This window comes from Ruegeria profundi (assembly GCF_020171505.1).
Classification (GTDB): domain Bacteria; phylum Pseudomonadota; class Alphaproteobacteria; order Rhodobacterales; family Rhodobacteraceae; genus Ruegeria; species Ruegeria profundi.
Genome location: NZ_JAIUZS010000003.1, coordinates 504,505 through 516,342, shown reverse-complemented (window position 1 = coordinate 516,342; position 11,838 = coordinate 504,505). Strand labels below are relative to the sequence as shown.

Here is an 11,838-nt window from a genome sequence, read left to right as displayed (position 1 = left end):
GAACTTCGCGTCCTTAGGTGCCGAGATACGAGTTAAAACATGATCTAGTTTTGATCAGTGTTAGACCATATAAACACTTGATTACGTAGGGTAATGTAGGCGGTGTGACGTACCGTTTAACCCCCTCAGTCAAGTCATAAAGACAAGAAAACTCTAAAATTAAGCCACACCACCCGAGTGTCAGGATGACATTGCGGCAAAATTGTGTCCAATTCTTAATGTGATTCATTGTTTCCAAATTAGAAATTATCTGTTTCAGTTGCAGTCAGACCACAGGAGTCCCTTTATTCAAGCGGGTTCATTGAAGAAAGAAGCGTTTTTTCGCTACCCCCTCCCGAGAGGGGCTGGTTGCCCCCTCATCCAGTCCCTCTCGACTTCCATTGAAATGAATCAGGTTGAAGCACCCGGTAGCCCTGGTTTGGCTGCCGAAAAAGACGCGCTGAAATAAGCTTGTCTTCCAGCGCTGGGGATCGGAACTAACGCGCAAAGATGTCACGGAGCCAAGCTGCCTACGCTTGATCACGGCCAGAGCACGTAGACATACGCGACGTACCCAGTAAGCAACAGCGCGCCTTCCCACCGTGCAATGCGCAAACCGGTCCAGGCAAAACCGACCAGTACCAGCGACACGCCAATCATGACAAGATTGTCAAAGCTGACGATTTCAACCGGGACCGCACCCGGCGCGATCAGCGCAGTAAAGCCACCTATGCCAAGGATATTGTAGATATTTGAACCGACGATATTGCCAAAGGCGACATCGCCCTGTTTGCGCAATCCGGCCACGACAGATGTGACAAGTTCCGGCATCGAGGTGCCGACAGCCACTATGGTTAGGCCAATCACCGTTTCGGAAATACCCAGGCCGCGTGCCAATGAGACAGCACCCTCAACTAGGAATTTACCGCCGAATACGACCAGAACCAATCCAGCAACCGCAATCAGGGCCGAGACAAGAAGCGACGACCGCGGTGGTGCGGGTGGTGCGAGCGCGGGGTCAGCCTCTTGCAAGGCGATGCTTTTTTCGTAGACCGCCCCGTGATCAGGCGAGGGGCTGGCACGCTCCTGTCGGAAGGCAACAAAGATGTACCCGGCCAACGTTAGGACAAAGATCGCACCGACGGCGCGACCCATCGGCATCACAGCAGCGATAGCGGCAAAAGCAAGAACGGCAGCCAACATCACGAACCCGTCCCGCCTGAGCGCAGACGATGCCACGGCAATCGGGCACAGAAGCGCGGCAACTCCAGCGATCAAAAGGGTATTGGCAATGTTTGATCCAACGATATTGCCATAGGCGATACCTGGCGCATCCGACAGCGCCGCCTGTACCGAGGTGACAAGCTCGGGCGTAGAGGTGCCAAACCCCACCAACGTCAACCCAATAACCAAGGGTGAGACACCCATCCCGGTTGCTACTTGCACGGAACCACGAACAAGGAACTCACCGCCAACGATCAACAGGATGAGACCGCCGAGCAGCGGCAACCAAGTGTCAAGCACAATTAGGTCCTCACATCTTACGTTTAGGACGAGCAAAAGCGAGGCTTGAATTCAGGCCGATGTCTATCCCCCACTACCTTGGGGGAAAGCCGGCCACCGAAGATCGCCCTGCCGAAAACAAAAGCCGAGGTAAAGTAGCCAGTCAACAGCGGGATGCGGCCCTGCTGTTTTTGAACCTCTGCCTCGGGTACAGACGGATCTGCCTCTTTCTCGATTGGCGACGGTGAAACGTGGCGGGCCGAAGAGAGTGCTAGATTAGCTTTTCTCAAAAAAACCGAACGTGTCTGATGATTATTCAACGCTTTTGAACCGTTCTGAGACGTCTTGACGCTGTAACATATTATTTGAATATGTATAGTAAACTCGCCCACGCAACGGGAGAGTGCGCATGCTCAGCAAGCCGTTTTTGACAACTCATGAGATCGCCGAGCTTTTGAAAGTTCGCGAACAAACGGTTCGCGGCTGGATTCACCAGCAAGAGCTGCGCGCAGTAAAACTCGGCCGGGAATTCCGGGTGGCCGTCAAGGACCTTGAGGCGTTCGTCAACGAACACGCGACGCGTGAGCCAAGCTGGCAGAGCGACCCAGAGTCAAATCGGTCATGACAGTGCAACATGCGAAGATTTCGGCGACAAAGCAAAAACTGACGTTTGACGACGTCGACAGCGATCTTGTTTTGCTTGGTCTTTTGGGTCTGATCGACCCGCCCCGCGATGAAGCGGTTGCGGCAGTGGCCGAGTGTCGTGCCGCCGGTATCCGCGTCAAGATGATCACCGGCAATCACGCGGGAACAACCTCAGCCATTGTCCGGGAATTGGGGCTGGAGAATGCGCAAGAGGTCCTGACAGGTACGCAGATCGACGGGCCTGAACCGCATGAGCTGGTAGATGCCGCCGAGATCGTGCTGGCAGACGATAACTTTGCCACCATCGCCGAAGCTGTTCGCGCAGGTCGGACCGTTTATGACTATCTCAAGAAAGCCAGCGTTTTTCTTCTGCCAGTGAACGGAGGAGAGGCGCTGGCCCTTATCCTTGCGCTGTTGCTTGGCCTGACGCTTCCGATCACGCCAGTGCAAATTCTTTGGGTTAACATGGTCAGCTCGGTTGTGCTTGCCATAGCACTGGCGTTTGAGGGGCCGGAGCCTGACATCATGCGCCGCCCCCCGCGCCGCGCGGATGAGCCAATACTTTCTCGCTTTGTCTTATGGCGCGTCGGGTTTGTCTCACTGCTGTTCTGTGCCGGGATCTTCGGAATGTTCACTTTCGCACAGGCTCAGGGGGCAAGTCTGGAAGAAGCGCGCACCATCGCGGTCAACACGTTGGTGGTCATGGAAATCTTCTATCTGTTCTCGGTGCGGTTTCTCAACACGACGTCCCTGTCGCTGCGCGCCGTTCTGGGCACGCGGCCCGTGCTGATTGCGATCGCGGCGGTTACGGCGCTTCAATTCACCTTCACATACGCCCCGTTCATGGAAACGTTTTTTGAAACCCGGCCGCTCAGCTTACTGCAAGGGGTGCTGGTCGTCGCCATTGGTCCCGTGCTGCTTGTTATTCTCGAGTTGGAGAAAAGGATTCTGCGGCGTGTACCGACACGCTCACCCCGCAATCACTCGGCCTTTACTTGAAAGGAGTTCATTCATGTCCACGATGAAAGCCGCCGTTGTTACGGATTTTTCGCAGCCGCTAAAGCTTAAGGAAGTCCAAAAACCAAAGGTCAAAGACGGCAAGATTCTTGTGAAGATCGAGGCTTGCGGTGTATGCCATACCGATCTGCACGCGGCACGGGGTGACTGGCCCGTCAAGCCTGAACCGCCCTTCATTCCGGGCCACGAGGGCGTTGGCATAGTGGCCGAGGTCGGGCGCGGCGTGACTTCGGTAAAGGAAGGCGACCGTGTTGGCGTTCCGTGGTTGCACCATGCCTGCGGGCACTGCACCGCCTGCGTGACGGGTTGGGAGACGCTGTGCCGCACTGAACCGCAGTACACCGGCTACACGGTCAATGGCGGGTTTGCCGAATATGTCGAGGCCGACCCGACTTATGTCGGACACCTGCCTGACAATCTGGATTTTGCGCCCGCTGCCCCGATCCTCTGCGCCGGTGTGACGGTTTATAAAGGGCTGAAAGAATGCGACCTGCGCCCGGGCCAGACGGTAGTGATCTCTGGTATCGGAGGGTTGGGTCACTTGGCGGTCCAGTATGCGCGGGCATTGGGGCTGCATGTAATCGCCGTTGACGTTGCCGAAGACAAACTTGCGTTGGCGCGCGATCTGGGCGCCGGTGCCGCGATAAACGCGGCAACACAAGACCCAGTTGATGAAGTGGCTCGGCTCGGCGGAGCCGAAGGGGTTTTGGTCACTGCCGTTTCAAACACAGCGTTCAGTCAGGGTGTAGGTATGTTGGCACCCGGCGGAACGATGAGCTTGGTCGGCCTGCCCCCGGGCAACTTCCCGCTGAACATCTTCGACGTGGTGTTGAACCGAAAAACCATCCGCGGGTCCATCGTTGGTACGCGCGCCGATCTTGCGGAAAGCTTGTCCTTCGCGGCCGAGGGGAAAGTAGCCTCGCACTATGCCACGGACACGCTCGACAACATCAACGGCATCTTCGAACAGATGGAGAAAGGACGGATCGACGGTCGCATCGTGATGACGATGTGACCCGAAAAAAACTGACCTGATGCACGAGATATGACCACAGCAATCGAGGGTTACATATTCTATGAGATCGCGGCGCTTCTTGTGCTGGCGGCGGGTGTCGGTTTTGTCGGGCTCATGTTGCGTCAGCCGCTGATCGTCAGCTTTATCGCTGTGGGAATTCTTGCAGGTCCCTCAGTCCTGAATATTGCGCATTCCGACGAGCAGATTGACCTTCTTGCCGAACTTGGCATCGCGCTGCTGCTTTTTCTTGTGGGGCTCAAGCTGGATTTCAACCTGGTTCGGACGTTGGGTCCGGTTGCGCTTATTACCGGCCTTGGGCAGGTGATCTTCACAACTGTTTTTGGCTTTCTAATCGCACTTGCCCTTGGATTGGACGCCCGTACCGCGATCTACGTCGCGATTGCACTAACGTTCTCGTCAACGATCATCATCGTGAAATTGTTGTCCGACAAACGTGAGATCGACGCCCTGCACGGGCGGATCGCACTCGGATTTCTGATTGTGCAGGACATTGTGGTTGTGGTCGCCATGATCGCCCTGTCAGCCATTGGCGTGGGCGGTGCCGCGGCAGAAGGCGATAATGCGGTGACCGAGGTCTTGCGGGTGCTGGGCTATGGCGCGGCGATGCTGGTTTTCGTGGTGATCTTCATCCGCTTTGTGGCCGACCCACTAGTAGAACGTCTGTCGCGCGCACCAGAGCTATTGGTCTCATTCGCCATCGGTTGGGCTGCGCTTCTGGCAGCGGTCGGGCATTACCTAGGGTTCGGCAAGGAACTCGGCGGGCTGCTCGCCGGTGTCTCGCTTGCGTCGACGCCCTTTCGCGAGGCGATCGCCGCGAGACTGGCCTCTTTGCGCGATTTCCTGTTGCTATTCTTTTTTATTTCGTTGGGTGCTTCGCTCGACCTCTCGGTCCTGGGGGCCAGCATCGGCCCGGCCATCGTGCTGTCGCTGTTTGTGCTGATCGGCAATCCCCTGATCGTTCTCGTGATCATGGGGGCTATGGGCTATCGCAAACGCACCGGCTTTCTCGCCGGGCTGACCGTGGCGCAGATCAGCGAGTTTTCCCTGATCTTTATGGCGATGGGTGTTTCGATCGGGCATGTAGCTGAAAACGCCCTTGGGCTTGTCACCCTTGTGGGCCTCGTGACCATCGCCGCATCGACCTATATGATCACATATTCCCATCAGCTTTACAGCTTGTTCGAACCGGTATTGGGCTTTGCCGAACGCCGCCGCCCAAAGGCCGAGGATGACGGAAATTCCGATGCAGCCCGCGCTCATGAGATCATTCTATTTGGCCTTGGTCGCTATGGTTTGGGCATCGCATCGGAACTGCGCGATGGCGGCAAGCGCGTCCTTGGTGTCGACTTCAGCCCCGAAGCGGTACGCCATGCCCGGTCGCAGGGGTATGATGTTGTCTTTGGCGATGCCACCGACCCTGAGTTTCTGGCCCACCTGCCCCTTGCGCGGGCAGAGTGGCTGGTTATGGCCGTGCCGGAACACGACACCGGACTGACGCATGACGATCCGCGCTATGCTCTCCTCAAGGTCGTGCGCGATCTTGGCTTTGATGGAAAAATTGCGGTCGCGGCGCATCTGGACGCAACCGCGGATAAGTTGAAAGGTAAACACGCTGATCTGGTTCTGATGCCCTATCGCGACGCATCATTCGCCGCCGCCCGGATGATCGCGGGTGATGCTAAAGCGCCCGAGCACGTTGTCGCGGACCCGGACGGTCAGAAGGAACTGCCAGCATGATTACGAGCACCTTAAAACCCAAAAAAATTCTGGCCGTAGCGGACGCGAGCGAGACACAGGCTGCCTTGCAGAGCGCGATAACCCTTGCCGATACGCATGGCGCGTCGGTTGAGGTTATCGCCTGTATTGAGGCTCCGCATGATTTGTCTATCCTCTCGCGCCTTTCGGGCGCAGACCCTGACAAGCTGATTGAAAAAGCCGTGGAAACAACGCGCCAAAAGGTCAGCACCAGGTTGGCGGCGATTGCACATGACCGACAGATCAATCTGCGTGTGTCAGTCGGCAAAACCTATCTTGAGGTCATCAGACACGTTGCCAAGTCGCGTTGCGATTTCGTTGTCAAAAAGGCGGAACCTCTGGTCGGCATGGAACGTTTCCTGTTTGCAAGCACCGACCAGCACTTGCTGCGTAAATGTCCCTGCCCTGTTTGGCTTCAGACATCGGATGCAAGGCAAAACCCTAAACGTATTCTGGCCGCAGTCGATCTTGATACCCGCGACGCGGCAGAGCCCGAGACGCTTGCAGCGTTGAACCGACGGGTTGTCGATGCGGCGTGCATGATTGCAATCGCACCCGACGCCGAGGTCATCGTTCTTCACGCTTGGGATGCGATTGGCGAAGGCATGATCTGGGCTTTGTCCAGCGGCAGCGACTCTCGGATGTCAGCGGATCGCTACGTCAACGAAGTTCTGAATGCACGGCAACAGGCGATGGATCGCCTCCTTTCGCAAATTCGCGCTGAGATCGGTCCGCGGCCACGTCTGGTTCCGCGCCTCGCAAAGGGAAGCCCGGAGATCGTTTTGCACGAACAAAGCCGCGAAGTTGGTGCCGATGTCGTTGTGCTGGGCACAGTGGCGCGCACCGGGCTGAGCGGTGTTTTTATCGGCAATACGGCTGAGAACATCATCAACAGCCTTGAATGCCCGGTTCTTGCCGTGAAACCCGATGGCTTTGTAAGCCCCCTTCTGCGCGGCTGATACCCTGTTCAGCCATGCAATGTGGACATCCCGCGCAGGGATTTCTTGACTAAACGAATACGGTGGGCGGTGAGCTTTAACAACAAAGGTCATAATCGCCCATCGCACCGCCGCGCATAAACGTCGCCCGAATTCACGGAGAGCGGCAAGTTATCGATCCTTTCGCGCATTGTGTTGGGGCTTACCCAATCCGGGTATTGTAGCGCGTGTTCCTCGCCCACACTATAATTGTATTCGTAGCGCCCAAGCGATGACAGCCTGTCGATGCAGTCCTGCGCCCCTGAGCGGTAGATCGTCGTAACCTCGAAAGACAGAAGTGGAATTGCCTTGGAAAGCCCACGAAGAACAACCGGCTCATGGCCTTCAACGTCGATTTTCACAAAGTCAGGCTGGCCGTATTCATCGATGAGGGCGTCAAGCGTCGTGACGGGGACCTTAATACTTACATCCCAAACCTGATCCTCCCAACCGGGCGCGCCAGAGGCCGCCTTTACAAAATCTGACGTGGCTGTCGCGACCGTTGGGTTTGAGGGATTTACCAACAGGTCCACATGGTCGGTCTGATCACCAACCGCACAGGGAAGCAACGTCGCCCTGGGGCATCGACCATAGATCCGTCGCAAGGCGCGGAAAATAAGCGGTTGAGGCTCCAGAGCCACAACCTCGGCCCCCAAACGCAGAAAACTGCCTGTGCGGTCGCCGACATGGGCCCCGATGTCAAAGACAGTGGCACCACGCCCCACAAAGGCGGCATTCAACCTGTCCATACGTGCGGTACGTTCGTGATCCCGATAGTAGATTTCAAAGGACCGTCGCAAACCTTGCATCGCAAGCCGCCCTTGAGTGTTGATACCAACCACCATTGCCGCGCCGTCCCTTGAATATTGTTTCGTTGAATCAGGTACTCATTCGCATTCTGCTGAAACCTGTCATACGCTAGAAGAACTTGTTGCTAATTTCCCTTCGCAATCTGAGAGATACGCTGAAATTTCTTTCTGTATGCCGCAGGAGACAGGCCTGTCCCCCGTTTAAAAATGCGCCGAAACGACGCCGGATCGTCATAGCCAACGGCAGAGCCCACATCGCCACTGGAAAGCTGATCCGTCTCAAGCATCTGTTTGGCCTCTTCAATCCGCAGCGCCTGAACATATTCAATCGGAGTAAATCCGGTCGCCGCCCGAAACCTGCGAGAGAAAGTACGCGATTTCAGTCCCGACCGCTCAATCATTTTCTCGACCGGTTTAACCGTTGAGTAGTTGTCGGCAATCCAAAGCTGGCACTCTGATATCGACCTGTCATTGCACTCCATGGGGCGCGTCATCACTGAATATGGCGACTGACCTTCGGAATGGCCGCTGATCAGAAAGACCTTGGCCGTCTCAATAGCCGTTCTATACCCGCAAAACCGCGCAATAAGATAAACGGTCAGGTCATGCCACGCGCTGACACCGCCAGCCGTTACAATCCGATCGGATTCCGCTGCAAGGCACAAAACCGACGCATTGCGAAACGTGATTTTTGGAAAATGCCGCTGGAACATATCGCGATAGGCCCAATGCGCAGTTGCGGCGTGGCCGTCAAGTATCCCGGATTCCGCCAATAGCAATGCACCCGAACAGACGGACGTTATCAAAGCGCCTGACGCGTGCATGCGCTCAAGCCATTCAACCTCGCGCGGATAGCGCCCTTTTGGCACGTCGTAGATCGACGTGTACATATCGCATACGACAATCGCATCCAGCGTGCTTATGTCCTGAATAGCAGCATGAGGTTCGACCGGAATGTTACCGATGCAGTGAAAAGGATTGCCATCTGCAGAAACGATCCGAACATCCAGCAGCTCATCGCCCGGCACGCCGTTTACCATATCAGGATACACCGCGCCCACAGAGAGCAGCACATCGTAAAGACCGTATAGAACTGACGCAGAGGTTTCAGGCGCGGCAAGAAGTGCAATGCTAGGTTTTCGATGGGAAGACATGAACTCTCCTGTCCTTTTCGGCACGCTTTTGGCGATTATCCCATAACTACCTGTCCAGTATGCCACCTACCTGGCAAAATCGCCACTGACCCAGAGCGCTTCGGCGGCATAGTCTTAGGAAACCTGCAGATAGGAGTTGAGACATGGACAGTTTACATTTGAACCATGAAGACGACATCCACGGCATCGCGGGAAAGGTCATTCGACCCGGACACCAGGGATACGACAGTGCCCGCGCAGTCTGGAACGCGATGATAGACAGGCGCCCCGGTGTGATCGTGCAGTGTCAGAACACCGAAGATGTGATCTCTGCGGTCAATCACGCGCGGGCTAAGGACTTGCCGATTTCGATCCGGGGTGGTGGGCACAATGTTGCGGGCCATGCTGTCTGTGACGATGGCGTCATGATTGACCTGAGCGGGATGCGCAGCGTTACGGTGGATCCAGAGAAACGCATAGCACTTGTTGACGGCGGAGCACTTTGGCGGGATGTGGATGTCGCCAGCCAGGCGCATGGGTTGGCCACGCCCGGTGGCCTGATATCGGATACAGGGGTCGCGGGGCTTACACTTTCCGGCGGCATTGGGTGGTTGCGGGCAAAACACGGTCTGTCGATCGATAATCTGGTCGCTGCAAACGTAGTGACTGCCGATGGCAGTTTGGTCCGGGCAAGTGCGGAGGAAAACTCCGATTTGTTGTGGGCGCTCAAAGGTGGCGGAGGCAACTTTGGCGTTGTCACACAGTTTGAGTTCGCTTTGCATCCTATTGGCCCCGAGGTGATGTTTGCCGCACCGGTTTATGCCGTTGACGACGGCCCTGCCCCAATTCGCGCCTGGCGTGACTTAATGAAAAAACACGGTGATCTGGTCGGATCACTCTGCGAATTCTCCACCGCCGGAGGCGAGGATTTCCCGCAAGAGATGTGGGGTAAAAAAGTCTATACCTTAGCTTGTGTCTACAACGGTGATGCCGCTGACGGAGAAACCCTGCTGCAGCCATTGCGCGAGTTGGACAACATAGTGGTCGATTTCTCGGGGCGTATGACTTATTGCGACTTGCAACAAATCTTCGACACGCTGATGCCTGCGGGCGAATTCCGGTGCTATTGGAAGGCCCGTTATCTATCCGATCTGTCCGACGAGATGATTGATCTGGCAATGAATAATGCGCTGACGGCCCCATCCGACGCTTCAATCTCGTCCCTATGGAACTTTGGTGGCGCAACGACGAATGTCGCAGCAAACGCCACAGCATTCGGTGACCGGTCTATGGGATGGATGTATTCGCTCGACAGCGTTTGGTCAGACCCGAAGGACGATGCCAGCAATATTGCGTGGTCACGCGACGGATGGGATGCGGCTGCGCCTTTTGGGCACAAGGGTCGGGCCTACCTTAATTTTCCGGGGCACGGTGAAGACGGCGATGCTCTAACCCGCGCCTCGTTTGGCGAAAACTTCGCGCGATTGGTTGAGATAAAGACCAAGTATGATCCGCAAAACCGGTTCTGTTTCAACCAGAATATTCGCCCTCAATCTTAATACAGCCTTGCCGCTTTCGACAATTTGGCGGCGGCAAGGTTAAGTTGACACCCTCGCATTTCTTTCAACTTTCAATGCGTTGCACGACCACTTTCAGCTTGAAAAACGGGCCTATATCTTGGGCTTTTGTCACGAGATGATGATCCGAACATCACACTATTCTTCCTTTTATAGGTGGATTTTGCCACATCAATAGCAGCACAAGCGCCGCAACGATGGCACAGAAGAGGCCGCGCGGCATGGCGTTCCCGGTCCTGCGCGCGATATCGTCGATCAGGAACCTGTGTTTCAAAGGCGCACCCGCGCATTTCATTTCGGTCGCTGGGCGGGTATATTTCCCCGTCCCCGTTCTTCCGTGAAACGACTGGCAGCTTTCTAGGTCTTTGCAACGTATTCAGGCCCGGCATAAAGCGCGCCGAAGGTAAACGTAAGCATTGCCATCTGATCAACCAAGCCGACCCTCCGCAAACCTTGCCCCCCGCCCCCGCGTCGGGATCAGAACAAACAGCTTCACCCGCTTTACACACTCAGTATGCTCGCCAAGCGGTGTACTCAGTGGCTGGTTCTTCGAACAAGACCCCTTCCAGTTCTTACTTTCGATGCGGATCTCTCGGGTTCAAATAAGTTTTCAGCCTGTTGCACGGCAATCGTTACAGATCGTGAGTGCCTTTCGATTGTACTGAAGGTGCCTGAGGGACGACTTGTTGCGCAATGCGCAAAAAACTAGACTGGAACTATTCAATACAGCCATGCAAATGTCAGCGAATACAGCCCAACGACATGATGGAATATCTGACTGGATGAAGAAACCTGGCCTTGATGCAACCGATATCCGCATACTCAGCGCGGTCCAGAGACATGGTCAGCTCAGCAAAAGCCGTCTGGCCGAGATCGTAAATTTGTCGCCGACGCCTTGCTGGGCACGTCTGACCAAACTGAAAGAAGCTGGGCTTATCCTGGGATATCACGCCGACATCGCGCTGGACCGGGTTGTCGACTTTACATTGGTAATTGTCACGATCTCGCTCACACATCACCGCAAGGCTGATTTCGACCGTTTCGAAAACATGATCAAAGGAATGGACGAGATCACGCATTGCATCGCCACAGGCGGTGGCATGGACTATGTGATGCACGTATTCACCCCTAGTCTTTCCGCCTTTCAAAACCTGATGGACACCCTGCTGACCGCCGATATCGGTATCGATCGTTACATGACCTACATCGCGACCCGTAGAATAAAATCGCAACCGCCCGATGTCGCAAAACTGGTCAGGCAAGGCACGAAATGACGTAGCGCGCCCAAACTGGTTGTGGCGGGGTCGAATTCGGTCCGTTCGGTCTGTCCGAGGCATTTTGTCAGTCCGCTTTCAGTCTGCGTTTACGGGTAATCCCGCACCCAGTTAAAGTGGTCTGCTGCTGAAG

10 protein-coding genes are annotated in these 11,838 nt (G+C 55.6%); 7 read left to right on the top strand and 3 right to left on the bottom strand.

The window, feature by feature from the left end; all coding sequences use genetic code 11:
- Positions 1–519 precede the first annotated feature (519 nt).
- Entirely contained in the window at positions 520–1,503 is a 984-nt protein-coding gene (locus LCM21_RS08505) for a calcium/sodium antiporter (protein WP_224890219.1), read from the bottom strand.
- Between the two features lie 388 nt (positions 1,504–1,891).
- On the opposite strand from LCM21_RS08505, the gene LCM21_RS08500 reads away from it, so the two are divergent.
- The 5 genes from LCM21_RS08500 to LCM21_RS08480 are packed head-to-tail and all read left to right on the top strand — an operon-like array spanning position 1,892 to position 6,894.
- A complete protein-coding gene (locus LCM21_RS08500) occupies positions 1,892–2,107 on the top strand; it encodes a helix-turn-helix domain-containing protein (protein WP_068334101.1) in 216 nt (71 codons plus the stop codon).
- Positions 2,104–3,126, top strand: coding sequence for a cation transporting ATPase C-terminal domain-containing protein (locus tag LCM21_RS08495; protein WP_224890218.1), 1,023 nt, complete (start codon positions 2,104–2,106; stop codon positions 3,124–3,126). Before LCM21_RS08500 ends, LCM21_RS08495 begins: the two co-directional genes overlap by 4 nt.
- Positions 3,127–3,139: 13 nt before the next feature.
- Positions 3,140–4,159: an alcohol dehydrogenase AdhP gene (adhP, locus tag LCM21_RS08490; protein ID WP_224890217.1), complete on the top strand. Its 1,020-nt coding sequence runs from the start codon at positions 3,140–3,142 to the stop codon at positions 4,157–4,159.
- 30 nt (positions 4,160–4,189) lie between these two features.
- A complete protein-coding gene (locus tag LCM21_RS08485) occupies positions 4,190–5,917 on the top strand; it encodes a cation:proton antiporter (RefSeq protein WP_224890216.1) in 1,728 nt (575 codons plus the stop codon).
- A complete protein-coding gene (locus LCM21_RS08480; RefSeq protein ID WP_224890215.1) occupies positions 5,914–6,894 on the top strand; it encodes a universal stress protein in 981 nt (326 codons plus the stop codon). The genes LCM21_RS08485 and LCM21_RS08480 overlap by 4 nt, the downstream gene beginning before the upstream one ends.
- A gap of 89 nt (positions 6,895–6,983) precedes the next feature.
- Here LCM21_RS08480 and LCM21_RS08475 read toward each other — a convergent pair whose 3' ends face one another.
- Together LCM21_RS08475 and LCM21_RS08470 are read right to left on the bottom strand one after the other, a co-directional pair.
- Positions 6,984–7,757: an FkbM family methyltransferase gene (locus LCM21_RS08475; protein WP_224890214.1), complete on the bottom strand. Its 774-nt coding sequence runs from the start codon at positions 7,755–7,757 to the stop codon at positions 6,984–6,986.
- 89 nt (positions 7,758–7,846) lie between these two features.
- Complete coding sequence (locus LCM21_RS08470) at positions 7,847–8,875, bottom strand: GlxA family transcriptional regulator (RefSeq protein ID WP_224890213.1); 1,029 nt, start codon at positions 8,873–8,875, stop codon at positions 7,847–7,849.
- Between the two features lie 143 nt (positions 8,876–9,018).
- Between LCM21_RS08470 and LCM21_RS08465 the strand changes: the two genes are divergently transcribed.
- Both LCM21_RS08465 and LCM21_RS08455 read left to right on the top strand, forming a co-directional pair.
- On the top strand, positions 9,019–10,413 hold the full coding sequence (locus LCM21_RS08465) for an FAD-binding oxidoreductase (RefSeq protein ID WP_224890212.1): 1,395 nt from the start codon (positions 9,019–9,021) through the stop codon (positions 10,411–10,413).
- Between the two features lie 800 nt (positions 10,414–11,213).
- A complete protein-coding gene (locus tag LCM21_RS08455; RefSeq protein ID WP_224890211.1) occupies positions 11,214–11,705 on the top strand; it encodes an Lrp/AsnC family transcriptional regulator in 492 nt (163 codons plus the stop codon).
- Positions 11,706–11,838 lie beyond the last annotated feature (133 nt).

Coding starts and splice junctions, on each gene's coding strand:
- LCM21_RS08500 (WP_068334101.1), top strand. CDS start 1,892: ATGCTCAGCAAGCCGTTTTTGACAACTCATGAGATCGCCGAGCTTTTG.
- adhP (WP_224890217.1), top strand. CDS start 3,140: ATGTCCACGATGAAAGCCGCCGTTGTTACGGATTTTTCGCAGCCGCTA.
- LCM21_RS08455 (WP_224890211.1), top strand. CDS start 11,214: ATGAAGAAACCTGGCCTTGATGCAACCGATATCCGCATACTCAGCGCG.
- LCM21_RS08470 (WP_224890213.1), bottom strand. CDS start 8,875: ATGTCTTCCCATCGAAAACCTAGCATTGCACTTCTTGCCGCGCCTGAA.
- LCM21_RS08475 (WP_224890214.1), bottom strand. CDS start 7,757: ATGGTGGTTGGTATCAACACTCAAGGGCGGCTTGCGATGCAAGGTTTG.
- LCM21_RS08465 (WP_224890212.1), top strand. CDS start 9,019: ATGGACAGTTTACATTTGAACCATGAAGACGACATCCACGGCATCGCG.
- LCM21_RS08480 (WP_224890215.1), top strand. CDS start 5,914: ATGATTACGAGCACCTTAAAACCCAAAAAAATTCTGGCCGTAGCGGAC.
- LCM21_RS08495 (WP_224890218.1), top strand. CDS start 2,104: ATGACAGTGCAACATGCGAAGATTTCGGCGACAAAGCAAAAACTGACG.
- LCM21_RS08485 (WP_224890216.1), top strand. CDS start 4,190: ATGACCACAGCAATCGAGGGTTACATATTCTATGAGATCGCGGCGCTT.